Origin of the sequence: Streptomyces sp. NBC_01410 (assembly GCF_045040195.1) — a bacterium.
Classification (GTDB): Bacteria; Actinomycetota; Actinomycetes; order Streptomycetales; family Streptomycetaceae; genus Streptomyces.
In genome coordinates this window covers 7,907,792-7,932,135 of record NZ_CP109530.1, presented here as the reverse complement: position 1 = coordinate 7,932,135, position 24,344 = coordinate 7,907,792, and the positions used below count along the sequence as shown (strand labels likewise).

The following is a 24,344-nucleotide window of genomic DNA, read 5'->3' as shown; positions in this document are numbered from 1 at the left end:
GGCAGGTGACCGGCTCCGACTCCGCCGCGGCCAATGCGGCAACGCCGCCGCCTCCCCCGCCCGCGGAGATCACCTTCGAGGGCCACTTCGGCAAGAACCCCCTCGGCGAGGTCTCGTTCACCGCCCTGTGCTCCCGCCTTCCCTCGGTGCTGGGGCAGACCTCCCGGATGGCCTGGCGTATCGACCGCGCGGCTGTGATTCTTCTGCTGGCCTGCCAGGTCCTCACAGGTGTCGCGGCTGCCGTACTGCTGGCATTCACCGCCCGCGCGATGCATCCCCTCCTCGGCGGCGGCGAAGTCTCCGCCCGCCTCCACGCGGCGTTCCCCGCGCTGCTGGTCGTCGGAATCGCGGCCGCCGCGGGACGGATCGCCGGTGCCTTCGCCTCGTATGCGGACGCCCGGATCACGCCCACGCTGACCACGGCGGCCGACACCGCGCTCGTCGAGGCGGTCTGCCGGGTCGAGGCGTCCGCCTACAGCAAGGACGGGTTCGCCGACCGGCAGGAAGCCGCGGAGATGGGCGTGGTCCGCACGACGATGATGGTGAAGGACGCGCAGCGGTTCACGGCCGCGCTGGTGCGCATGGTCGCCGCCGGTGGTGTCCTGACGCTGATGCACCCGCTGATGCTGCCGCTGCTGTTGCTCGCCGTGCTCCCGGCCGGTATCGGCGCCGTACTCTCGGCCAAGGTGGACTACGAGACCCACTACGCCAATGTGGCCGACCGCAACGTCCGCGGAATGATGCGCTGGTGGGCGACAATGTCCAAGTACGGCGACGAGGTCCGTGCGAACGGCATGACCGACTACCTGCTGTTCTGGTACCGCACGCTGTCGGACCGTATCGACCGGCGCACCCTCACGATCGCGCCCCGGATGCTGCGCATCGTCCTGGCCACCTCCGCTCTCGGCGGGCTGTTCCTCCTCTGCACCTGGGCCACACTGGCCTGGCTCGCGATGACCGGCCGAGTCGGCATCGCCATCGCCGCGACCGCGGTTGTCGCCGTTCAGACGACGCTGGCCGCTCTCTCGCAGCTCGTCATCAACGGCGCTGCGATGTTCCATACCAGCCTGTACCTGGCCGACATGCGGTCTTTCCTCGACCTGGCCGAGCAACTCGCCCCCACACGTGGTGCGTTGACCGCCCCGGGGAGCGTGGAGGAGATCCGGCTCGATGAGGTGGTCTACCAGTACCCCGGCAAGGAGGCGCCGGCCGTCGACCATGTCTCCCTCACGCTCCGCCGTGGCGAGATCGTCGCGATCGTCGGGGAGAACGGCTCGGGCAAGTCGACCCTGACGCGGCTGATCACCGGTATCTTCCTGGCCGACAAGGGCCGGGTGACCTGGGGTGACGTCGATCTCGCCGACGCCGACCCCGACTCCGTGTGGGCGGGGACCGGGCTGGTCCCGCAGATCTTCGCCCAATGGCCCCTGCGCGCAAGGGAGAACGTCACGCTGGGGCAGCCCCGGACCTTCGACGACGGGCCGGTGTGGGACGCCGTCGACGCCGTGGGGATGCGCGCGGCGATCGACGACCTGCCCAAGGGACTCGACACGCTGCTGGCGCGCGAACTGTACGGCGGATCCGAGCTGTCGGGCGGACAGTGGCAGCGTCTGGTCTGCTCACGCGCTCTGTACCGGCGGCCTTCCCTACTGATCCTGGACGAGCCGACGTCGCAGATGGACGCGCGCGGTGAACATGGCATCCTCGAGGCGATCAAGGCGATCTCCGCCGACCGCATCACGGTCGTGGTGACACATCAGCTGGAGAACACCCGGCTGGCGGACCGCATCATCGTCATGGAGGAGGGCCGGATCACCGAGCAGGGCCGGTACGAGGACCTGGTCCACGCCGGGGGTCTCTTCGCCGAGCTGCTCGCGCTCTCGAAGGACCGGTGAGGTAAAGGGCCCGCACGGCCCGGCCGCTCGTGGCGGCGGTTCTCGGCCTGGTGGTCGTGAACCGCCGCGACCTGTGAGGCTCAGTAGGCGCCGTTCACGTTGTCGATCGAGCCGTACTTGTCGGCGGCGTAGTTGCACGCGGCGGTGATGTTGGCGACCGGGTCGTAGCTGTCCATCGACGTTCCGGGCACGTGGTAGGCGAAGAACGTGGGGTCGATGACCTGAAGGAGGCCCTTGGACGGCGTTCCGGCCGCGGCGTTGGAGTCCCAGTTGTTGATGGCCAGCGGGTTGCCCGAGGACTCGCGCATGATGTTGCGGTGGATGCCGTCGTAGCTGCCGGGGATGCCGTGCTTGGCCATGACGTCCAGCGACTCCTTGATCCAGCCGTCGAGGTCGTTGGAGTACGTCTTCTTCGGCTTCGCGGCGGGGGCACTCTTCGCCGGGGTCAGCTTGGTCGTCCGCTTGGAGCGGTCTGCCCGCTCGGCCCGGTCTGCCCGGTCGGCGGCGGGGGCCGCCTTGGCCTTCTTGCCGATCGTCAGCTTGAGGCCCGGGTGAATCAGCCGCGGGTCGTCACCGACGACCTTGCGGTTGTCCTTGTAGAGCTTCTTCCAGCCGCCGCTGACGTTGAGCTGGTCCGCGATCTTGGAAAGGGAGTCCCCCGCGACGACGGAGTAGGTCGTGGCGCCGGCCTTCTTCGCGAGGGCGGGAGCAGCGGCCGAGGCCTTGGCGGCGGGAGTGGACTGCGGTGCCGTCTGCGCGGAGGCGGCGGTCGTGGCGATCACCGGCAGGACGAGTGCGGCGCTGCCCGTGCCCGCGACGACGAGACCGCGGCTGAGTGCACGGGACTTGGGACGGCGGTGCTTACCCTTTGCGGGCATGACGAATTCCTCTCCGTCGCCTGCGAGGTGAGCTGTCGGGTTCGGGCTGGAGATGCCCGGCCGCATTGTGACGGCGGCTTAACCCCAAGCCGTTCCGTATTCCGGATCGGCGGCTTACCTGGGTCCCCCGCTCCTGCCGTACGTACGTGAGTGGGTGGGTGCGGTTTCCGGACGGCGGCAGGATTCGGCGGTCCATCCGGGTTGTCGTGACCGTAAGCGAGTCAGACCGGGCGAAACAAGTCCCGAATTCACATTTCAATTCGCGAGGCGGATTATTCGCGAGAAATTTCCGCCGGTCGGCAAGATCGAGAATCTCAACTTTCTTTCTGCAGAACGGGACTGGGCGCCACGCCGCCATGCGCGGGCGCTGCCTGACGTGACCCATTTCACTGAGGGGGAAGGCAACCGAGTCCGGTTTGCGGCGGTGCGCGCCGGATAAATGGAATTCGCCCGGGTTCCTCTTATGCGGGCATCGAATAACAATAAAGATGAACCGCCTATGCGGGCTTTTTCGGACATCAAGGAGCTTTTCGGGGCGCGCACGCGGGACCGGGCCGGGACAGAGCAGAGCGCTCCGGCCGGCGGAGCCCGCCGTCCGGAGCGCTCAGGTGCTGCGGCCGGTCAGCCGGTCGCGCGGATGCGGTGGATGGAGTCCATCGCCTCGGCCCCGACCGCCGCCTTGTCGACGACATAGGCCGTGCCGCGCGTGATGACGACATGGTCCGTGTTCGCACCGGTCGCGAGGTTCGCGAGAACGAGTCCCTTGCGGGGGTCGACCACCGAGGTCGTACCGGATTCCCTGTTCGCAACGAAGACGTTGCCCGTGCACGCGTCGGTCGCGACCGCGAGGGCGCCCGCTCCCGTCGCGATCTCCTTCTGCACCACTCCCGCCCGCAGATCGATGACGGCGAGGGAACCGCTGGCCTGATTGGCGGCGTAGGCGGTCCGGCCGTCGGCGGACAGCGCGACGTCGATCGTGCCCTTACCGGCGGGGATCAGCCGGGGCTTGTCGGATGCCGGGGAGACCTCGATGAGCTGACCGTTGGTCAGATCGGCCGCGTAGACCGTGCCGGTGCGCTCGTCGACGGCCACGCCCGCGGGTGTCGCGCCCGTGACCGTGACGCGCTTCTTCTCCTGGTATGTACGGGTGTCGAAGGCGACGATGCTGCCGTCCTCGAGCCCGGCGGTCCAGGCCAGGTTGCGCTTCTGGTCGACGACGACGTCACGGGCGTGCTTCACACCGGGCAGCGAGGCCAGGTGCTCGCCGGTCCGCTGGCTGTAGACGGCAAGGGAGTTGTCGAGCGTGTTGGTGGTCCACACGGTGTTGTGGACGTCGTCGACGGCCACCCCGTAGACGGCCTCCCGCGCACCGGTGGCCTCGTCCTTGAGGGGCGGCGTGTAGGCGGCCTTCACCTTCAGGGTCGCCGGGTCCACCTTGAGCAGCTGGGTCTTGGTGACCGGGGGGTATCCGACCGAGCTGGTGACCCACAGGACGTTGTTCCGCGCGGAGTAGGCGGACTGGTAGAGCCCCTGGCCCAGTTGGGCGGAGTCGACCGTGTAGGACGCCTGGAGCGTGTGCACCTGCGCCGGGGCGGCAGCCATGGCAATGCCGGCCGGGCCGAGCGCGCAGGTGGCGGTTATGGCGGCGGCGAGTAGGACCCGGCGGCGAATGGTGCTTCGGGTGCGGGACATGCTTGTTCCTCCAGAACAATGAGAAGTGGATGCCGGTTTGTGGCACCGTGGAATATGCGCCCCTGCTGGGCCCCTTCCTCACTATGAAGGCAGGGCTTGTCAGTTGTCGGTCGTTCCCCCTCGTCTGACATATCGCTGACATGTTCCGGCCGGGAATCGGGAATGCGGTCGCCGAATTCGTCCGCAGGGGGCAGGGGCGCCGCAAGGTCGCCGGAATTCGTATCCCGGCTTTCCGCTCAGCCGGGTCAGCCGGGCGGCGCGGACTGCGCGGGCGTCACGGCCCGCAGACAGTCCTCGTGTGAGGCGGGGCCGTGTTCCGTGGCCCAACCGGCCGGCACGGGCAGGTATACCGGCCACAGGGACCGTGCCCCCGCCGCGTTGACGAGGACGAGATGGGTGGGCTCGGGCGTGCCCGTGGGGTCGAAGGGCTGGGTCATGTGTCGAGTTCCTTCAGCCGGGCCATGAGGACGGTGGCGATCTCGTCGAGCTGCCGGGGCTGTGTCATCTCGGGATGCAGGCAGTCCAGCCTGTGCTCGTCGAGCCTGCCGCTCATGTACGGCCGCCAGGCGTGCGGGGTGAGCCAGTCCTCGGCGCGGGGTGCGGCTGCCGTGAAGAACAGCAGGTCCCCCTCGAAGGTCTGGTGGCGGTGGGTACGCATGAGGCGGGCGTTGTTGGTGACGATGCCGAGGACGGCGGTCAGTACCCGCTCGGGAAGAGCCGCGAGCGCACTGCCCTCATGGCGCAGGGTGGCGAGGACGCCGTCCCGGGTGAGTCCGTCACCGCCCTCGAAACCGGCCATGCGCAGAAGGGCGTTGAGCGCGTCGGCCTCGGTGGGTCCGGCGAGGTCGCGCCACTGGTCCGAGGGGTAGGCGTCCATGAGGGCCAGCAGGTCGACCTGTTCGCCTCCCTGCTGGAGATGGACCGCGACGGTATGGGCGATGACGCCTCCGACGGACCAGCCGAGGAGCCGGTAGGGGCCGTGCGGCTGGACGGTGCGGATCTGCGCCACGTAGTCGGCGGCCATCTCGTCCATCGTGGCGGGCAGGGTTTCGTCGTCGTGCATCAGTCCACGGGCCTGGAGTCCGTGGACGGGCTGTCCGCTGCCGAGACCGGAGAGGAGCCCCGAGTAGCACCAGCTGATGCCGCCGGCCGGGTGGAACACGAACAGCGGGATGCGCTCGCCGCTCGCACGCAGCGGCAGCAGCACCTCCAGCGCGGTGTCGGGGCCGTTGTCGTCGGTGAGGCGCTCGGCGAGCGCGGCCGGGGTCGGCGCGCGGAACAGGGTCCCGATCGGGGCACTGATGCCGAGCGTTTCGCGGATACGGGACATCAGGCGGGCGGCCAGCAGGGATGTGCCGCCGAGGTCGAAGAACGCGGCGTCCGTGCCGACCCGTTCGAGGCCGAGGACTTCGGCGAAGAGGCGGGTCAGAGTCTCCTCGGTGGGGTTGCGGGGCGCGCGCCCGCCGGTGTGCGCGTCGGTGGCGGGCGCGGGCAGGGCCCTGCGGTCGAGCTTTCCGTTGGGGCTGAGGGGGAAGTCGTCGAGGCGGACGATCGCCGATGGCACCATGTACTCGGGCAGCAGTGTGCCAAGGCGTGCGCGCAGGGTCTCCTGGTCGGGTACGGCGTCGCTGCCCGTGATGTAGGCGACGAGCCGCTGGTCACCGGGCCGGTCCTCGCGCACCGTCACACAGGCGCCGGTCACCGCGTCCAGCGCCGCCAGATGGGCCTCGATCTCGCCGGGTTCGAGGCGCTGGCCGCGGAGTTTGACCTGCTGGTCGGTGCGCCCCAGGTAGGTGACCTCGCCGTCGGCGGTCCACCGGGCGAGGTCGCCCGTGCGGTACATACGGGCGCCGCCCTCGCCGTAGGGGTCGGCGACGAAGCGGGTCGCGGTCAGGCCGGGGCGGCGCAGATAGCCGTCGGCGAGCTGGACTCCGGCGAGGTAGAGCTCGCCCGTGACGCCTGGCGGACAGGGTTTGAGGGCCGCGTCCAGGACGTACAGCCGGGTGTTCCACACGGGACGGCCGATGGGCACGGGCCCGCTCTGCCCGGGCGCGCAGGTGTGGTGGGTGACATCGACGGCTGCTTCCGTGGGGCCGTACAGGTTGTGCAACCGCGCTGTGGGCAGGGTCTGGTGGAAGTCCTGCACGGTGTCCCGGGGCAGGGCCTCGCCGCTGCAGAAGACGTCCCGCAGCGAGGAACATCCGGCCGCCTCCGGCTCCGCGAGGAACACCTGGAGCATGGACGGCACGAAGTGGCAGACGGTGATCGCCCGCTCCTGGATGGTCCGGGCCAGATAGACGGGGTCCTTGTGCCCGTCGGGTGCGGCGACGACAAGGGTGGCGCCCTCGCGCAGGGCCCAGAAGAACTCCCACACGGACACGTCGAAGCCGGAGGGTGTCTTCTGCAGCACCCGGTCGCCGGGGCCAAGGGGGTAGGTGTGCTGCATCCAGCGCAGCCGGTTGTCGATGGCCGCGTGCGGCACCACGACGCCCTTCGGCCTGCCCGTGGACCCCGACGTATAGATGACATACGCCGGATGCTGCGGCGTGAGCGCACGCGGTGGGTCGAGCGGGGACAGGGCCGAGAGATCCGTCCGGTCGAGCAGGACGTACGGCAGCTCCGTGTCGGGCAGTTGGGTGCGGGTGGCCGAGTCGGTGACCACGCAGACCGGCGCGGCGTCCTCCAGCATGTCGGCGAGGCGGCCTGCCGGATAGCCCGGATCGAGCGGCAGATACGCGCCGCCCGCCTTGAGTACCCCCAGCAGGGCGACGATCAGTTCCACCGAGCGCGGCAGGGCGATCGCCACCAGCGAGCCGGGCCGTACGCCGTGTCCGGTCAGATGGCGGGCGAGTCGGCTGGCCTCGGCGTTCAGTTCGGCGTACGTCAGCGTCCTGTCCCCGAAGACGAGGGCCGGGGCGTCGGGTGTGCGGCGTGCCTGGGCCTCGACGGGGCCGATCAGGGTGGTCGCGGGCAGCTGCCGGGCGGTGTCGTTGAACTCGACCAGAACGCGCTGCTGTTCCTCCTCGGTCGCGATGCCGAGCTGTGCGAGCGGTGCCGCAGGATCACAGCCGGCGATCCGGTCGAGCAGGTGCAGGAACCGCCTCTGGTGGGCGAGGAGTTCGTCGTCGGTGTACGCGCCGGGGTTGGCGTCGTGGTCGATGTGCAGGCCACGGCCGTCGGTCCGGTCGTAGACATTGACGGTGAGATCGTCGACCGGGCCCGCGGAGAGATTGTGCGGCACGGCGCTGCCGCCGCCGAAGGTGAGTGCGTAGTCGAACGGCATGATGTTGACCAGCGGACCGACCAGCGCCCGGCCCTCGCCGAGCAGACCGAGGTCACGCCTGATGTCCTCGATCCGGTAGCGCTGGTGGCGGCGCGCTGCGCGTACGGCGAGGACGACCTGCCGCGTCAGTCCGGCCAGCGTGGTGTCCGGTGCGACGGTCGGCCGCAGCGGCAGCACGTTCATCACCATGCCGGGAATCCGCAGGGCGACCGAGCCCATACGGCCCATCATCGGCATCCCCAGCACCACGTCAGGACTGCCGGTGGCCCGCGAGACATAGAGCGCCTGGGCCGCGACCAGCAACTCCGGCCAGGTGGCGCGCAGTTCGTCGGCGAGCGTCCGCAGCCGGGCCGTGGTTCCGGGAGGGACGTGGGCGCTGCGCCGCAGGAAGGTACGGGAGGGCAGCACGGTACGTCCGGCGAGCGCGGGCGCCTGAGGACGGTCGGCGAGCGCTTCCGCCCAGTGAGTCCGGTCCTTGTCGAACTGGTCGCCGCCGCGGTAGGCGGCGTCGTCGGCGATCAGTTGGGCCAGGCGGCCGAAGGGGTCCGCGTCCGGCTCTTCCCCCGCGGCGAGGGCCGTGTAGACCTCCGCGGTGCGGCGGGCAAGCAGTGAGTAGCCGAAGCCGTCCATGACGATGTGGTGCACGCACTGGTACCACAGCCAGCGCTCGTCGCCGACCCGGAACAGCGCGTGCCGGAACGGCGGCGCGGCCGCGAGGTCGAACGGCCGCTTCAGGTCGTCGTCCATCCAGGCGCGGGCAGCCGCCTGCGGATCCGGCTCCGAGCGCAGATCGGCCGTGTGCAGCGGAAAGCCGTGGCCGGGCGCGCCCGGATCGAGGGCGAACTGCCGTGGTCCGTCCGGGGTTTCCGCGATCCGTACGCACAGCGCGTCCGCGTCGAGAGCGGTACGGTGCAGCGCCCGGGCCAGCAGCTCCGGCCGCAAGGGCCCCTCGATCTCGAGGTATTCGGCCGTGTTGAGCGCGGGGCTCTCAGGGTCCAGTGCCTGCACGTACCACATGCCCGACTGGGCGGCGGTCAGCGGAAGACCTCCTCCGTGCGCCGCTTCCCTCTCCGCGGCGGGTTCGGCTGTCGGCGGGGCCGTCATGCCTCGGCCCCCAGCACGAGCGACCACGCCTCGATGACGGGGCGTTCGGCGAGGACGACGAAGGTGATGTCGGCGCCGTGCTCACGCCGCCACCGTTCGACCAGGCTCATCAGCCGGACCGAATCGAGCCCGTAGTCGGCGAGGTTCTCGTCGTCGGGGATGTCCGCCGGGTCCTCCCCCAGCACATCGGCGACGTCCTCACGTATCTGCTGCATGGTCAGCGCCACGAGTCAGTCCCCCTTGAAGAGCGCGTCGGTGGTGGTGACGACGGCGCAGCGGCCGGCGGCCCAGCGCAGCGCCGATCGGTGTTCGTCCTCGCCGAAGTCGGCGACGGCGTCGGCGACGACGAAGGCCTGGATGTCGCGCATCCACGCGTCGCAGGCGGTCGTGATCACGCCGATGTGTGCGTAGACACCGGTGATGACGAGCTGGTCGCGGCCCTGGAGCTCCATCAGCGCGGCGAGGTCGGACCGTACGAAGGCGCTGTACTTCCACTTGGTGAGGACGGTGTCGCCGTCCTCGGGAGCCACGGCCGCGGCGATGGCTTCCGCGTGCGGGTCGGCGGGCAGCCCAGGCCCCCAGAAGTCCTGCTGGAGACCGCGCTGTTCGGGGCTCTGTCCGCCGGGCTGTGCGGAGTAGATGACGGGGATGCCGCGGCTGCGGGCCTGCTTGGTCAGCCTGGCGGTGTTGGCGAGGAGTTCGGTCACGGGTGAGGCATCCGCCTCGAAGGCGGAGAGGAAGTGGTTCTGCAGGTCGTGGACGAGCAGAACGGCCCGCGCCGGATCGAGGGTCCAGTCGACCCGGTTCTCGGGCAGGCCGGCGACGCCGGGCATGGCGTAGGGGGCGATGGCGGGCAGCGCCATGGAAGGTAGTGCCTTTCAGGGATGGGCGGGCTGGGTGGCCGTCGTGCGCAGGTCCTTCTTGCTGACCTTGCCGACACCCGTGTGCGGGAAGACCTCGACGAACTCGACACGGTCGGGCACCTTGTAGGCGGCCAGACCGCGTTCGCGCACGAACCGTCGCAGGGCGGCGGGGCGCAGCTCGGCCTCCTCGCGGAGGATGACGTAGGCGCAGGTGCGCTCGCCGAGGTAGTCGTCGGGTACGGAGACGACGGACACGTCGTGCACGGCCGGGTGGCCGAGGATGACGTTCTCGACCTCCTCGGCCGCGATCTTCTCGCCGCCGCGGTTGATCTGGTCCTTGGCGCGCCCCTCGACCACGAGGTGGCCGCTCGTGGTGGCCCGGGCTATGTCGCCGGTGCGGTAGAAGCCGTCCCGCGTGAACGAGCGTTCGTTGTGCTCGGGAGCACGCCAGTAGCCCCGGATGGTGTAGGGGCCGCGGGTGAGCAGATGGCCCGGCTCCCCCGGTGCGACGTCCTGGTCCTCGTCGTCGACGATGCGGATCTCGTCGTCGGGCGAGATGGGACGGCCCTGGGTGGTGAGGATGGTCTCCTCGTCGTCGTCCAGCCGGGTGTAGTTGACGAGGCCTTCGGCCATGCCGAAGACCTGCTGGAGCGTGCAGTCGAGCGCGGGACGTACGCGCCGGGCCGCCGCCTCACTGAGCTTGGCACCGCCCACCAGCAGGACGTCCAGGCTGGACAGGTCGTGCGGCGTGCTGCGGGCGGCCTCGGTCCACACCAGGGCGAGCGGGGGCACGAGGCCGGTGATCGTCACGCCCTCGCGTTCGATGAGCGGGAAGGCGGTCTCGGGGGCCGGGCCGGGGCACAGCACCACCCGTCCGCCCGCGCACAGGGTGCCCAGCGAACCCGGCGAGCTGAGCGGGAAGTTGTGCGCGGCGGGCAGGACGACGAGATACACGCTGTCCTCGTCCACCGCGCAGATCTCGTTCGATCCGCGCAGCGAGTACAGGTAGTCGTCGTGCGTACGGGGAATCAGCTTCGGCACTCCCGTACTGCCGCCGGACAGCTGGAGGAAGGCAAGGTCCGACGCCTCCGGCCCGTCAAGGTTCAGGGGCCCGGCCGGTTCGCGCGGCACGGCGCTCAGCGCGGTGTGCTCGCCCGGCTCCCCCACGACGAACACATGGCGGAGCGTGGGCGCCTGCTCCTTGACCTTGGCGGCGAGGCCGCGGTAGTCGAAGCCCTCGTGATGGTCGGCGATGACATAGGCGACCGCCTCGGAGAACGAGCAGAAGTACCCGATCTCCACCTCCCGGTGGGCCGGCAGGGCGAACACCGGCAGCGCGCCGATGCGGAACAGCGCGAAGACCACCTCGAAGAACTCCGCGACGTTCGGCAGCTGCACCACGACCCGGTCGCCCCTGCCGATGCCGGAGTCGCGTAAACCGGCGGCGAGCCGGTCGGCGCGGCGGTCGAGCTCGGCGTAGGTCCAGCGCCGCCCGGCCCCGGCCGGGTCCACGACAGCGACCCGGTCCGGGTACTGCACGGCACGGGCCCGCAGCATCTGTCCGAACGTCTCCCCCTGCCAGTACCCGGCCGCGCGGTAGCGCGCGGCGAAGTCGGCGGGCCAGGTGGGCGCGTAGGCGCTCACAGTTCTGCCCCCACGGCGTCGAGGAACGTACGGAACTTGGCGCTCGTCTCGGCGGTCTCGGCCGCCGGGTCGGACGAGGCCACCACACCCGCCCCGGCGAACAGCCGCAGACCGCCCCTGGCCGCCTCGGCGCAGCGGATGGTCACCACCCACTCGCCGTCCCCCTGCGCGTCGCCCCAGCCCACGACGCCGGAATACAGCCCGCGGTCGAACGGCTCGAGTTCGCCGATGACCTTGCGGGCCAGCGCGGTCGGCTCCCCGCAGACGGCCGGTGTGGGGTGCAGGGCGCAGGCGAGTTCCAGTGCGGAGACCGGCTGACCGGCGAGGGATCCGGTGATGGTCGTCGACAGGTGCCACATGGCGGCGGTCTTCACGAGGGTGGGCCGCTCGGGCACGACGAGACCGGTGCAGTACGGGGCCAGCGCCTCGCGTATGGCGGTCACGACGACGGCGTGCTCGTGCAGGTCCTTGGGCGATTCGAGCAGCGCGGCGGCGCGCCGCACGTCCTCGGCCAGGTCGCCACTGCGGGGTGTGGAACCGGCGAGCGGATTGGCCAGCAGGCTGCTGCCGCGTCGGGAGACGAGCAGTTCGGGGCTGGCGCCGAGCAGGGTGCGGTCCGTGCCCGTGGGCATCGCGAAGGTGTAGCCGCGGGTGTCACGGCGAGCGAGGCGCTGGAGCATTCCCGGCACATCGGGTTCCCGGTCGCCGGTCAGGTCGAGTGCGCGGGCGAGGACGACCTTGCGGAACTCGCCCGCTTTCATCCGGCCGACGGCCGTGGCGACAGCGGCCGCGTACTGCTCGGGCAGGGGCACCGGGCGCATCTTCCAGGCGGTGGCGGCCGGTTGGGGCGCGGGCAGTGCGATCAGCGGGTCCTTGCACAGGGCCGGTGCCCGGTGCATTGTCTCGGGGACGGCGAGCGCTGCCGGTGCGGACGGGTCGAAGGGGATCGCTCCGATGACCACCGGGTCGGGCTGTCCCGAGGCCCGGGCCGCTGTCAGGGCGTCCTCGACGCGCTCGGTCAGCGGTCGCGCGTCGTGCGCCACGGAGGCACGCACACCGCGGGCGAGGAGCGTTCTCGTCGGTGAGGCGAAGAAGCGGTCCGTTGCGGGGCGATAGGCATCGAGGAGCGCCGTCGCCGTGCCGACGACTCCGGCTCCGGACTCCTCCGTGGTGAGCGTGTCATGGACCGTGGTCACCTTGGGATCTCCCAGTTTCTCTGCATACCCCGGTACAGGGGTCGACGGTGTCGGGAATGTGCGAAGAGCCAGGCGCCGAGGATCACCCCTTGAAAGTGAGGCAAGGCTCACCTACCATGAGCGGCGGCGGGCCGAGCGGTTCACAACCATCGCCGCACTACTGCGACTTGGCGCCTGCGCGCCCAGGTCCCCCACGGGCGCGACTGACCCGACTGCCCGACAGTAACTTTGAGATGCCTCTTCAGGCTCGTCGCCTGACAGCCCCTGACATGCGAAGAGATCCCCCCTGCACTGTTGGCAAAGAGATCGCAAAGCGCTCAACCTGCGGGGACGGTGACGAATCGTCAAGTACTTGGAGAGGGACGGCAGTTGTCACCGGGCCCAGTGGTGACCCGCGCCGGCACCAGGGCCGCGGCGATCGCGAGGACGGCGGGGACCCTCCTGCGCGCGCGACGGTCCGGCACACGGGCAAGCCCGTAGACCTGGTCCACGGGCGTCGTCGGTCCGTACGGTGTCGATCCGTACGACGGCATCGGCACGTACGGGCCGAAGGCCCGTCGGCGGGTGGGCGAACCGGCGGCCCGAGCTGTTGCCCGGCCGAGGGCACGGGCGTCGTGTCCGTGGGCTGCGCGGGCCGGGCCGGAGGCCCGGCCACCTCGTCGGCCACGGCAGGACCGGCGCCAGCGGGCCCGAGCGCGTTGCCGGGGCCGTCAGGCTGGTCGATTCCCGCAGGGCGGCGATAGCGAAGTCGGTGCGGACGGCGTTCCCGTCCGTCCGCAACAGGACATTGGCCGGCTTCACGTCGCGACTGGACACCGGCCGCCTGCGCGGCCCGCAGCGCGGGGAGGGCGTCGAGGCCGATTTCGGCGCCTCGGGGAGCGGCAGTGGACCGTGGGCGAGCCGGTCGTGCAGCGACCGCCCTGCACCAGCTCCCTGACGCTCCAGGGGTGCGAACCGTCGAGAGGCCGGGATGTCCCATCGCCCGGCCCCGGCGCGGCGCACGGTACGCCGCTGATGGGCGCCCTCTCGTGAGCATCCTGTGCAGATTGGGCCCCGCGGTGATCGCGGCGGCGGGCGGCCCGCCAGGCTGGGGCTTCGCAGCGGAAACGCGGGGCCCGCTACGTCTTGTTTCGTACGGCGTGGGTACGCGGGAGCTGTAGCGGCCGGCAGGGTGCGGCCGCAGGCAGCGCTGAGAGACCATGGAAGTCATCGAGACCGGCGACGCCCGAGGCCGGAGTCAACACCGGGCATCAAGGACGGCAGCGGGCGGACGGAGGGCTTGGGGATGAGCACAACCGAATCCTTCCCGGCCGACGCGGCCCGGCCCACGGGCAGCAGCTCCGAGCCCAGTGGCCTCATGGACGTACTGAGTGTCGCTGCCGTGGTGCTGGACGCGGAGGGCCGGATCGTCCTGTGGAGCCCGCAGGCCGAGGGGTTGTTCGGGTACACCGCCAAAGAGGCGCTGGGCCTGTACGCCGCCCGACTGCTCGTCCACGAGCAGCACCGCGCGCTGATACGGCGGCTGTTTTCGCAGGTCATGGCCGGTGAGGGGACCTGGGCGGGTGTCTTTCCCGTGCGGCACAAGGACGGCGGCACGCGACTGGTCGAGTTCCGCAACATGCGGCTGGAGGACAACCGCGAAGGCTTCTACGCCTTGGGTCTGGCCACCGAACAGGGCACATTGCGGCAGGTGGAGCGAGACCTGGCGCTCTCCACCCGGCTGATATCCCAGTCCCCGATCGGCCTTGCGGTGGTGGACACCGATCTTCGGTACGTCACCGTCAACCCCGCCCTGGAGCGCATCAACGGCCTGCCCGCCGCCGAGCACGTTGGCCGGAATGTCCGAGAGGCTCTGCCGTTCCTGGACACAGCGGCCATCGAGACCGCGATGCGCAAGGTTCTCGCCACCGGTATTCCGATCCTGGACCGGGAGTCCGTCGGGCACACACCGGCCGACCCGGACCACGAGCACGCCTGGTCGGTGTCCTTCTACCGGCTGGAGTCCTCGAACGGGAAAGTCCTGGGTCTGGCCATCTCCGTCGTGGACGTCACCGAGCGATTTCTGGCCACCAGAGAGGCCGCCCAGGCCCGGCAGCGCCTCGCTCTCGTCGCCGACGCCTCGATACGCATCGGCACCACGCTCGACCTCGAACAGACGGCACGCGAACTCGCCGAGGTGTCGGTGCCCGAGCTGGCCGACGTGGCGGCGGTGGACGTACTCGACAGCATCCTCAACGGCCAGTCGGGCACCGTGATCCACGAAGGCCCCGCGGTCTTCCGCGCCCTGGCCGTCGCCGCCTCCCATGCCAGTGATGCCGTACGCGCGGCCGATCAGCCCGGCGAGGTCGCCCGGTACGACGCCGACCGGCTGGTCACCCAGTGCGTGAACACCGGCCGCCCGGTCCGTGTGTCCCACGTGGACAGCGACGACCTGACGTGCATCGCCCGCAGCCCCGAAGCCGCGACGCTGCTGGCCGCCGCCGGAGTGCACTCGTATCTGGCCGTACCGCTGATCGCGCGGGGTGAAGTACTCGGCGCCCTGGACCTGAAGCGCACCACCAATCCGCACCCGTTCGACGCCGACGACGAGGTCCTGGCCGGCGAGCTGGCGGCGCGGGCCGCCGTGTGCATCGACAACGCCCGCTGGTACCGGCAGTTGCGCAACACGGCTCTCACGCTCCAGCGCAGCCTTCTGCCGCAGGAGCCACCGGAACAGCCCGGCCTGGAGATCGCCTACCGCTACCAGCCCGCCCTGGCCGCCAGTGAGGTGGGAGGCGACTGGTTCGACGTCATCCCGCTGTCCGGCGACAAGACGGCGCTGGTCATCGGCGACGTCATGGGCAGCGGCATCACCGCCGCCGCCACGATGGGCCAGCTCCGCACCGCCACCCGCACGCTGGCCGAACTCGACCTCGACCCCGCCCAGGTGCTGCGTCACCTCGACCGCATCACCGACCGGATGGGGCAGACCATCACCACGTGCATCTACGCCATCTACGATCCCCGCGACGCCCAGTGCCGCATCTCCAGCGCCGGACACCTCCCACCCGCGCTGGTACGCCCCGGCCGGGCACCCGAACTGCTCGACCTGCCCACCGGCGCGCCGCTCGGCGTCGGCGACATCACCTTCCACACCACCACGCTCGCCCTGCACCCCGAGGACCAACTCGTCCTCTACACCGATGGCCTGGTCGAAACACGCGACCAGGCCATCGACGAACGTCTGGACGCCTTCCTCGCCCTCCTCGCGCAGCCGCGGCGATCCCTGGAGGACACCTGCGACGCGCTCCTGCGCGAGCTGCGCCAACCGGGAAACCACGACGACGTGGCCCTGCTCATCGCCCGGGCCCGGAAGAGTCCTGGGACCGGGGCGAAGCCGCCGGCCTGAGACCGGCTACCCCGGCCGGTACAGCCGCCGGGGCGGGACCACAGGATCAGGAACAGCCACTGGCGGCGCCCGCGCAGCATGTGCTGCCCGGCTGCATGGCCGGCGTGGCGGCGTCGGCCTTCACGACGTACACCTCCCAAGGCTCGCGCCCGGGGCCATGGACCCAGACCTTGTCCTGGAGCGCGTAGCAACAGGTGGTGTCGTTCTCCTCCGCCGTCGCCAGGCCCGCCTCGCCCAGGCGGGCGGTGGCCGCGTGGACGGCGTCGGTGGTTTCGACCTCGACGCCGAGGTGGTCCATGCGGGTGTCCTCGCCCGTGTCGCCTTCGATGAGGACGAGCTTGAGCGGCGGCTCGGCGATGGCGAAGTTGGCGTAGCCGTCGCGGAGTTTGGCGGGCCCGGTGCCGAAGAGCTTGGTGTAGAAGGCGATGGAGGTGGCGAGGTCGGGAACGCGGAGGGCGAGTTGTACGCGGGACATGATGTGCCTCCTGCTAGGGCGGTCAGGCTTGTACGGCCAGCGTGACACCTGTTTCGATGAACGTCAACATAGACATTCATCAAATCACTGGCCGGGGTGCCAGAGCGACGCCTGGTGTTCATCGAGGAGTCACCTCGGCCGCTCCCGCATAGCCGAGCATCTATGTCCCCGGCTTCCGGAAGGGACCACAGATGCAGCATCGACCCACGAGCCGAAGGCATCTCCTCGGCGCGGGTGCGGCAGCAGTGACGGGTGTCGCCCTCCTCTCCGCCTGCGGGCTCGGCGCCGCGGACGACCCGCGGCCGACTGCCACGGCGAATATCCACATCGCGTGCGCCACGAAGGGTCAACTGGCGGCGTCCGGTTCCTCCGCCCAGCAGAACGCGATGACGCACTGGATGCGCGAGTACCAACGCGCCTGCCCAGGTGTACAGATCCGCTACGCGCCCGTCGGCTCCGGCGCCGGTGTCGCCCAGTTTCTGCGCGGGGCGACCGTGCTCGGCGGGACCGACAGCACGCTGAAGCCGGACGAGATCGAGGACTCCCGGGAGGTGTGCAAGGGCGGCAGAGCCATCGATCTGCCCATGGTCGGCGGCCCCATCGCCCTCGGTTACAACCTCTCGGGCGTCGACAACCTGGTCCTCGATGCCCCCACTCTCGCGAAGATCTTCGACTCGGAGATCACCGTGTGGAACGCTCCGGCCATCCAGCGCCTGAACCCCGGCCTGCGGCTGCCTGCCACCCCCATCAACGCGGTGCACCGCTCCGACGGCTCCGGTACGACCCAGAACTTCAACGCCTACCTCTCCGGGGCCGCGCCCGACGACTGGCCCTATCCGAAGGAGAAGACCTGGCAGGCGAAGGGAGGCAACTCCGCGGCCGGATCCGACGGGGTGGCATCCCAGGTGGCGGGCACGGACGGCGCGATCGGCTACTTCGAGCTGTCCTTCGCGAAGGCCAGCAAGATCCCCACGGTCAGACTCGACACGGGTGCGCCCGAGCCCGTCGCCGTCTCCGCCGAGACCGCGTCGGCCGGCATCGCAGCGGGCCATGTGTCGGGAACCGGCAAGGACATGACGGTGAAGTTCGACTACCGGACCAAGGCCGCCGGGGCGTACCCCATCGTCCTCGTCACGTACGAGATCGTCTGCGACAAGGGCACCCCCGCCGACGTCCTGCCCGCCCTCAAGTCCTTCCTGACCTACACGGCGGGCGCGGAGGGGCAGAAGGACCTCTCGCGCATTCACTACGCCCCGCTGCCGCAAGAGGTGGCCGACCAGGTCCGCACCATCGTCGGCACTCTGTCCTGACGGCGCGGGGGTCCGGGCTCATCCGGCAGACTGCCGGGAAGCGTCCCGCCCCTGCACGAAGATGAGCGCCACCAGCGCCAGTCCGGCCACCGTGCCCGCCAGTTGGGCGCCGATGAAGCCCGGGACCGAGCCGGGCGCGATGCCCGCGAAGGTGTCGGTGAACGCACGGCCGATCGTCACAGCCGGATTGGCGAACGACGTGGACGACGTGAACCAATAGGCCGCGCCGATGTACGAGGCGACGGCGACCGGCGCGAAGCGCAGGCGGTCGGTGCGCGCCAGGCCGAAGATCAGCAGGATGAGCCCCGCGGTCGCCACGACCTCGCCGAGCAGCAGGTGTCCGGCCGAGCGGTCGTGCGTGGACCACTTGACCAGTGGCTCGGCGAACATCGCGTCGGCCAGCACGGCGCCGGCGATCGCGCCGGCGATCTGGGCGGGCATGTAGACAACCGCCTCGCGGGCGGTGACGCCGGGACCGCCGCGGCGGGCGGTCCACCACTCGGCCAGCGTGACGGCCGGGTTGAAGTGCGCGCCGGAGACCGGCCCGAGCAGGGCGATCAGTACGCCGAGCCCGAAGACGGTGGCGAGGGAGTTGGCCAGGAGCTGGAGGCCGACGTCCTGGGTGAGCTCGGTGGCCTGGATGCCGGAGCCGACGACCACCGCGACCAGAGCGGCGGTACCGACCAGTTCGGCGGCGGCACGGGCCACGAGCGGCGTGCGCGGCGGGGTGGCGCCCGGCGCGGGCTGCGGTTCGGTGGCGGATATGACGGCCTCCGCGGTGGACTCGGTTCCGGCGGCCCGGGTGGTGCTCAACAGGACTCCTCGGTGGCAGAGGCAAGCAGACGTAACAGGAAAGGGTGTTCAGGGGCAGGAGCGCTTGATGTTCGCCTCTGCGGTGGCACGCGCGGTCTCGGCGAGGTCGGCGAACTGTCCGGCGAGCACCTCGATGACTTCGGGCCGCAGCCGGTAGTACGTGAACCGTCCACAGGGCTCGGTCTCCACGACCCCGGCCTCGCGCAGCACCTTCAGGTGGTTCGAGAGATTGGTCTGCCGGGCACCGGTCTCCTCGACCAGGTGCGTAGTGCAGAGCGTCTCGTGCGCGAGCAGGGTCACGATCCGGAGCCTGAGCGGGTCGGCCAGCACCCGGATCAGGTCAGTGTCGACTGACGTCATCATGGGCTGATACTCTCACATCAGCCTGAGCTGACACCAGTCCGGACTGAGCAAAGGAATAGATCCGATGGCCTCCACCCCTGCCGCCTCCGTGCTGTTCGTCTGCGTCCACAACGCCGGGCGCTCGCAGATGGCCGCCGCCTGGCTGACGCACCTCGCCGGTGACCGTATCGAGGTCCGCTCCGCGGGCTCCAACCCCGGCAAGGCCGTGAACCCTGCCGCGGTCGAGGCGATGAAGGAGGTCGGGATCGACATCTCCGCCGAGACGCCCAAGGTCCTCACGGTGGACGCGGTCCGCGAGTCCGACGTCTGCATCACCATGGGCTGCGGCGACACCTGCCCGGTCTTCCCCGGCAAGCGTTACCTGGACTGGGAGCTGGAGGACCCGGCGGGCCAGGGCGTCGAGGCCGTACGCCCCATCCGCGACGAGATCAAGAAGCTCGTCGAGGGCCTGATCGCGGAGATCGACGCCGCCGCCAAGTGAGCGGTGATCTCCGGAACACGGCGCCGAACACCGGCGCGGGCACGGCGAGCGTCAGGTCAGCGCGCCGACCGGCGACCGCAGGATGCCCTGCATCGCTTCCATGCCCTCGCGGTCGACCGCGTACCAGACCCAGGTGCCGCGCTTCTCCCGCGTGAGCAGGCCCGCGGCGGCCATCTTCTTCAGGTGGTGGCTCACGGTGGGCTGCCGCAGTCCGAGCTTCTCGGCGAGATGGCAGACGCGGGCCTCCCCGCCGGGTGAGGTCTGGATCAGGTGCAGCAGCTGCAGCCGGGTGGGGTCGGCGATCGCCTTGAGTACCCGGGCGATGCGCTCGACCCGGTCCCGCCGCACCACGGGAGCGGTCGGGAGGGGCCCACAACCCGCGGCGGGCGCCTCGCCCGATTCCGGGCCGGATGCAGGGACGGTCACCCGGGCAGCATACGAAGCCCTCTGTTCCGAATGAATGATCGAAGCGCTCCCGGGACGCCTGTTCACTGCGAGTTCACTCCGGTCTGGGACAGACGTCGAGGAGCCGGCCGCGGCGCCCGCGGGTCACTTCGGTGGCAGACCGGCCGCGAAGGCGCGGCCCTCCTCGATCCATGCGTCGAGGTCGCTGTCCTCGGCGATGGCGGCTGCTGCGACGACGATCCAGCCGCGCATCGGGCGTCCGGTGAGGTCGAAGAGGCGCGCACCTGCCCGGGCCAGGGCCGCGTCGGTGCCGTCCGGTCCGACGCGGACCATGAGCTCGTCGCCGGTGACGCCGACGGCCATGTTGCCGTGATGCAAGAACGCCAGGCCGCCGAACATTCGCTTCTCAGTGATCGCCGGATCCGTGCTCAGGCGTTCGCGGATCCGCTCGGCAAGTCCTTCGTCGTATGCCATGTCTCAGTGAAACCCGGGTCGTCGCACCGCACCACCGGTCGCGCCCCGTGCGGCGGATGGGCTGCCGAGCCGCGCGCTCAGCGTCACCGCCGGCGCCGACAGCGCTTCCGGTCAGGCGTGGAGCGCTCCGGTGCTCAGCAGTGCGAACAGCGCGCCGCCGACCAGGATCCGGTAGACGACGAAGGCGTTGAAGGAGTGCTTCGCGACGAACTTCAGCAGCCAGGCAATGGAGGCGTAGGCGACGGCGAAGGAGACGAGTGTGCCGACGAGGAGCGGGGTGGTGTCCACGCCGGCGCCGAGGGCGTCCTTGAGTTCGTACAGGCCCGCGCCCGTCAGCGCCGGAATGCCCAGGAAGAACGACAGCCGGGTGGCCGCGACCCGGTCGAGGCCGAGCATGAGGGCGGTGGACATGGTCGCACCGGAGCGGGAGAAGCCGGGGAAGAGCAGGGCGAGGATCTGCGAACCGCCCACGAGCATCGTGTCCTTGAGGCCGGTGTCGTCCTCGCCGCGCTTGTGACGGCCCATCCGGTCGGCCGCCCACATCACACCGCTGCCGGCGATCAGCGATCCGGCCACCACCCACAGCGAGGCAAGCGGGCCCTCGATGAGCGGTTTGGCGGCCAGCCCGACGGCGACGATGGGGACGGTCGCGTAGATGACCCACCAGGCGAACTTGTAGTCGTGGTGGTACCGCTCCTCGCGGTCGGCCAGGCCGCGGCCCCAGGCGGAGACGATCCGCACGATGTCCTTGCGGAAGTACGTCAGCACGGCGGCGATCGCCCCGACCTGGATGACGGCGGTGAAGCCGACGACGGACGTGTCGTCGACGGGGATGCCCATCAGCCCTTCGGTGATCTTCAGATGGCCGGTGGAGGAGATGGGAAGGAACTCCGTCACCCCCTCCACGACACCGAGCACGACGGCCTGGCTGACGCTGATGGCACTCACAGGAGCCCTCTCCGAAGGGGTGGCCGGGTGTGCGGAGCGGCTTGCCTGTCCACCGCCGCCGTAGACGTTCTACACGACTGCCGGCGAGGGCGCCGAGTACGTTGCCCCCGCCCGCACGGACGAGTGACCCGTGCTCCGGGTCGGGCGACCAGCAGGTACCGCTCAGCCCGCCGTCGCCGGCTGTGTCTGAGGCACCTCGACAAGCGCGGACGACAGGGCGACGTATGCCGTGACTCCGCAGGCACTGCCCTGGCCCTGGGTCGGGCGCAGTTCGACCTGGGCGCCGAGCCGTGCCGCGAGGGTCCCGACGACGTAGTGGCCGAGACAGCGGGTAGGGGCGACCAGGAATGACTCGCGGCCCGCGAGCCGGGCGTTGGAGCGGGCCAGCTCCTCGGCCGTCATGCCGGAACCGCGATCGACGACTGCCAGGCAGTACTCGCCGCCGTCGCGCCAGCCGTAGATCTCCACCGGGCACGAGGGAGGGGAGAAGAGCAGGGCATTCTCGATGAGTTCGGCCAGCAGATGGGAGAGCTCGGCGACGGCCCGGCCGCGGATCCGTGCCTCCTGTACGTCGACCACGGCCACGCGCCGGTACTGCTCGACCTCGGCGATCGCCGACTGCACCACCTCGGCTGCTGTCACAAGACCCGACCAGGTGCGCGGCGGCGGCTCCTCCCCCGCGAGCACGAGCAGCGACTCGGCATTGCGGCGCATACGGGTGGCCAGATGGTCGAGTTCGAACAGCTCGCCGAGGGCGTCCGGATCTATTTCCTGCCTTTCCAGGGCGGTGATCAGGCGGAGCTGGCGGGAGACCAGCGCCTGGTTGCGGCGGCCGAGACCGGCGAGCGACTCGGAGTTGTTGCGCCGCAGCACTGCCTGCTCGGTCGCGAGACCGATCGCGGTGTGCTCGACGTTGTGCAGGGCGTAGGCGAGCCGGGTGAACTCGCGGGCACTGTCGGGCACTCGGCGGGCGGGGTGGGGGGCGAGTTCTTCGCCCGCTTCGGCCTGCTGGATCCGGGTGACAGCGGCAGGCAGCCCGGCACTGGCGACCATGTCGGCCTCATCAGCGAGCGCGACGAGCGGCCGGGTGATCGAACGGGCGGAGAGCACGGCGAGTGCGGTGGCGACCGCCAGGATCAGCACACCGAGACCGATGAAGCCGCCCAGCTGACCGGTGGCGCCGTCCCCCATCCGGTCCGCGCTGGCCCGTACCTGAGCGCCGATCTGCCGTTGAACGCTGTGGAGTTGGTCGACGAGCGCAGTCATCGAGGACCACCAGCGGCCGGGATCCACGGCGAGTCGGCTGCCATCGGCTCCGCCCTCGGCCTGCTTCTCGTAGCCCATGGCAAGCCGGGCGTTGCTGGATGCGAAGGCCGCGTCGAGCGCGGACTGCTGGGCAGGGGCGGCCAGTTCGGCGTACTGGCGCAGGAAGGCCAGCCGGTCTGCCCGCACTTCGGTGAACTGGAGGAACTCGGCCCCCTTGAAACGCCCGGCCGCGAAAACTCCGTTGAGGAAGCCGCGCTCAAGGGCGATCGCTTCGGTGGCCCGGGTGAGGGCCTGCAATGCGGCCGTCCCGTCGACGAGAGTGCGGTCGCCACGAGCCGGCTGTGCCGCCGAGGTACCGATCAGTCCATCGATCGCTTCCGTATACGCGGCCAGGGTCGAGGGGCGCTGGGCAGTGCCGCCGTCGACCTGACGGCGCACGGCGACCAGAGCCGAGACCGGGGAGAGCGCGTCCCGTAAGCCGTCGCCCGCGTCCACGCCCGGGCCGCCCTCCGCGAGGAGGACGTCGAACGCGGTACGGGCGGTGTCGGTGCGTACCCGCTGGGCGTCGACGTCGTCGCGGTACTCGGCAGCGCCGGCAAGCAGCCCATTGGTCAGGCCACGCTCACGCTGCAGCTCGCGCACCAGGCCCTGTGCCTTGAGGACGAGTTCGACCCGGCCCGCGGTCTCGCGCGCCGCGGACCAGTCGGATGCCCGGTCGGCCACGCCGAGGCCGGTCACGACCAGCAGCAGACAGGTGGGGACTGCCAGCACGATGGCCACACGGCCGCGAATCGAGCCCCAGCCGGGAAGGACGGGAAGCGGCGGCAGCAGCCGCCGTAGGTTGGGCATCATGTCCGACGACGGTACGAACCGACATGGCCCGCGCGGTTTCCCGACCGTAAGGGACTGGTTGCTGTCGGTTCACAGCAAGCCGGGGCCCCGCCGCGCACCGTACGCCACGTGCCCGTAACGCAGCAGCACGGTGACCGGCAAACCTCCGCGGAACTTCCTCGGCGCGCCAGCGGTCGCAGCCACGGGTGAGGAGCGCCGTCGATGCCACGATGTCCTGCATGGACCTGCACCTGGCCGACAAGGTCGCGATCGTCACCGGCGCGAGCAAGGGGATCGGACTGGCCATCACGCGCGCGTTGGCCGACGAGGGGGTCGCGGTCATCGCCGGAGCCCGCAGCCTCACTGACGAGCTGTCACAGCTCGCCGACGGCGGCCGGGTACGGCCGGTGCGGGTGGATCTGGCCACGCCGGACGGCCCCGCGATGCTGGTCGACGCCGTCGGGGCAGACGGACTGGACATCCTGGTCAACAATGTCGGTGCGGTCCGTCCCCGCACCGGCGGCTTCGTGTCGGTGACCGACGACGAGTGGATCTCCACCCTGACGATCAACTTCCTCGCCGCGGTCCGCACCACGCGCGCCGCCCTGCCCCACCTCATCGAGCGCGGCTCGGGCGCTGTCGTCACCGTCAACTCGGTCAACGCCACGCTTCCCGATCCCCTCGTCATCGACTACAGCGCGGCCAAAGCGGCGCTGGCGAACTTCTCGAAGGCGCTGTCGAAAGAGGTCGGCCCGCAAGGAATCCGCGTCAACACGGTCAGCCCGGGGCCGGTCAGCACCGCCCTGTGGCTCGGTGAGGACGGCGTGGCAGCCACCGTCGCCGAAGCCCACGGGATGAAACCGGGAGCGGTTGCCGACCGGGCCGCGAGCGAATCCGTGACCGGCCGGTTCACCCGGCCCGACGAGGTCGCTGACCTGGTCGTCTGGCTTGCCGGCGACCGGGCCTCCAACATCACGGGCGCCGACTTCACGATCGACGGCGGCCTCATCAACACGCTTTGACGACGTGGACCGC

The 24,344-nt window shown here is 70.5% G+C and carries 20 protein-coding genes and 1 riboswitch; of the genes, 5 read left to right on the top strand and 15 right to left on the bottom strand.

Annotation, left to right across the window (positions count from 1 at the left end; translation table 11 throughout):
* Positions 1–5 precede the first annotated feature (5 nt).
* The gene (locus OG741_RS36030) at positions 6–1,895 is read left to right on the top strand and encodes an ATP-binding cassette domain-containing protein (RefSeq protein ID WP_405604772.1); all 1,890 of its coding nucleotides are present in this window, start codon (positions 6–8) and stop codon (positions 1,893–1,895) included.
* Between the two features lie 80 nt (positions 1,896–1,975).
* Here OG741_RS36030 and OG741_RS36025 read toward each other — a convergent pair whose 3' ends face one another.
* The 8 genes from OG741_RS36025 to OG741_RS35990 form a co-directional block, all read right to left on the bottom strand.
* On the bottom strand, positions 1,976–2,773 hold the full coding sequence (locus tag OG741_RS36025) for a transglycosylase SLT domain-containing protein (protein ID WP_405604770.1): 798 nt from the start codon (positions 2,771–2,773) through the stop codon (positions 1,976–1,978).
* A 4-nt stretch (positions 2,774–2,777) separates the two neighbouring features.
* Positions 2,778–2,940: riboswitch (cyclic di-AMP (ydaO/yuaA leader) on the bottom strand.
* A gap of 454 nt (positions 2,941–3,394) precedes the next feature.
* A complete protein-coding gene (locus tag OG741_RS36020) occupies positions 3,395–4,465 on the bottom strand; it encodes a YncE family protein (RefSeq protein ID WP_405604768.1) in 1,071 nt (356 codons plus the stop codon).
* A 245-nt stretch (positions 4,466–4,710) separates the two neighbouring features.
* Positions 4,711–4,902 carry an MbtH family NRPS accessory protein gene (locus OG741_RS36015; RefSeq protein WP_405604766.1) on the bottom strand — a complete coding sequence of 64 codons (192 nt, stop codon included), beginning with the start codon at positions 4,900–4,902 and terminating at the stop codon, positions 4,711–4,713.
* Positions 4,899–8,852, bottom strand: a complete 3,954-nt coding sequence (locus tag OG741_RS36010) for an amino acid adenylation domain-containing protein (RefSeq protein ID WP_405604764.1) — start codon at positions 8,850–8,852, stop codon at positions 4,899–4,901. The genes OG741_RS36015 and OG741_RS36010 overlap by 4 nt, the downstream gene beginning before the upstream one ends.
* Positions 8,849–9,079 (bottom strand): phosphopantetheine-binding protein, encoded by a 231-nt coding sequence (locus OG741_RS36005; RefSeq protein WP_405604762.1) that lies wholly within the window; start codon positions 9,077–9,079, stop codon positions 8,849–8,851. Before OG741_RS36005 ends, OG741_RS36010 begins: the two co-directional genes overlap by 4 nt.
* Before the next feature lie 3 nt (positions 9,080–9,082).
* Positions 9,083–9,715 (bottom strand): isochorismatase family protein, encoded by a 633-nt coding sequence (locus OG741_RS36000; protein ID WP_405604760.1) that lies wholly within the window; start codon positions 9,713–9,715, stop codon positions 9,083–9,085.
* A 15-nt stretch (positions 9,716–9,730) separates the two neighbouring features.
* Positions 9,731–11,359: a (2,3-dihydroxybenzoyl)adenylate synthase gene (locus OG741_RS35995; protein ID WP_405604758.1), complete on the bottom strand. Its 1,629-nt coding sequence runs from the start codon at positions 11,357–11,359 to the stop codon at positions 9,731–9,733.
* Positions 11,356–12,555, bottom strand: coding sequence for an isochorismate synthase (locus tag OG741_RS35990; protein WP_405604756.1), 1,200 nt, complete (start codon positions 12,553–12,555; stop codon positions 11,356–11,358). Before OG741_RS35990 ends, OG741_RS35995 begins: the two co-directional genes overlap by 4 nt.
* Positions 12,556–13,840: 1,285 nt before the next feature.
* On the opposite strand from OG741_RS35990, the gene OG741_RS35985 reads away from it, so the two are divergent.
* Positions 13,841–15,943, top strand: a complete 2,103-nt coding sequence (locus OG741_RS35985; protein WP_405604754.1) for a SpoIIE family protein phosphatase — start codon at positions 13,841–13,843, stop codon at positions 15,941–15,943.
* Between the two features lie 46 nt (positions 15,944–15,989).
* Here OG741_RS35985 and OG741_RS35980 read toward each other — a convergent pair whose 3' ends face one another.
* Positions 15,990–16,418 carry an ArsI/CadI family heavy metal resistance metalloenzyme gene (locus tag OG741_RS35980; RefSeq protein ID WP_405604752.1) on the bottom strand — a complete coding sequence of 143 codons (429 nt, stop codon included), beginning with the start codon at positions 16,416–16,418 and terminating at the stop codon, positions 15,990–15,992.
* 191 nt (positions 16,419–16,609) lie between these two features.
* Between OG741_RS35980 and pstS the strand changes: the two genes are divergently transcribed.
* Positions 16,610–17,728 (top strand): phosphate ABC transporter substrate-binding protein PstS, encoded by a 1,119-nt coding sequence (gene pstS, locus OG741_RS35975; RefSeq protein ID WP_405604750.1) that lies wholly within the window; start codon positions 16,610–16,612, stop codon positions 17,726–17,728.
* Positions 17,729–17,746: 18 nt separating this feature from the next.
* Here pstS and OG741_RS35970 read toward each other — a convergent pair whose 3' ends face one another.
* On the bottom strand, positions 17,747–18,541 hold the full coding sequence (locus OG741_RS35970; protein ID WP_405604748.1) for an aquaporin: 795 nt from the start codon (positions 18,539–18,541) through the stop codon (positions 17,747–17,749).
* Between the two features lie 48 nt (positions 18,542–18,589).
* Complete coding sequence (locus OG741_RS35965) at positions 18,590–18,904, bottom strand: ArsR/SmtB family transcription factor (RefSeq protein ID WP_405604746.1); 315 nt, start codon at positions 18,902–18,904, stop codon at positions 18,590–18,592.
* 64 nt (positions 18,905–18,968) lie between these two features.
* Between OG741_RS35965 and OG741_RS35960 the strand changes: the two genes are divergently transcribed.
* Positions 18,969–19,385: an arsenate reductase ArsC gene (locus tag OG741_RS35960; protein WP_405604744.1), complete on the top strand. Its 417-nt coding sequence runs from the start codon at positions 18,969–18,971 to the stop codon at positions 19,383–19,385.
* A 51-nt stretch (positions 19,386–19,436) separates the two neighbouring features.
* On the opposite strand, the gene OG741_RS35955 is transcribed toward OG741_RS35960, so the two are convergent.
* The 4 genes from OG741_RS35955 to OG741_RS35940 all read right to left on the bottom strand — a co-directional run bounded on the left by OG741_RS35955 (position 19,437) and on the right by OG741_RS35940 (position 23,330).
* Entirely contained in the window at positions 19,437–19,811 is a 375-nt protein-coding gene (locus tag OG741_RS35955) for an ArsR/SmtB family transcription factor (RefSeq protein WP_405604742.1), read from the bottom strand.
* A gap of 123 nt (positions 19,812–19,934) precedes the next feature.
* A complete protein-coding gene (locus OG741_RS35950) occupies positions 19,935–20,264 on the bottom strand; it encodes a TfoX/Sxy family protein (RefSeq protein ID WP_405604740.1) in 330 nt (109 codons plus the stop codon).
* Positions 20,265–20,375: 111 nt separating this feature from the next.
* Complete coding sequence (locus OG741_RS35945) at positions 20,376–21,212, bottom strand: undecaprenyl-diphosphate phosphatase (protein WP_405604738.1); 837 nt, start codon at positions 21,210–21,212, stop codon at positions 20,376–20,378.
* Positions 21,213–21,374: 162 nt separating this feature from the next.
* The gene (locus OG741_RS35940) at positions 21,375–23,330 is read right to left on the bottom strand and encodes a nitrate- and nitrite sensing domain-containing protein (protein ID WP_405604736.1); all 1,956 of its coding nucleotides are present in this window, start codon (positions 23,328–23,330) and stop codon (positions 21,375–21,377) included.
* Positions 23,331–23,548: 218 nt separating this feature from the next.
* Here OG741_RS35940 and OG741_RS35935 point away from each other — a divergent pair, with 218 nt between their 5' ends.
* Entirely contained in the window at positions 23,549–24,331 is a 783-nt protein-coding gene (locus OG741_RS35935; protein ID WP_405604734.1) for an oxidoreductase, read from the top strand.
* Positions 24,332–24,344: the final 13 nt, after the last annotated feature.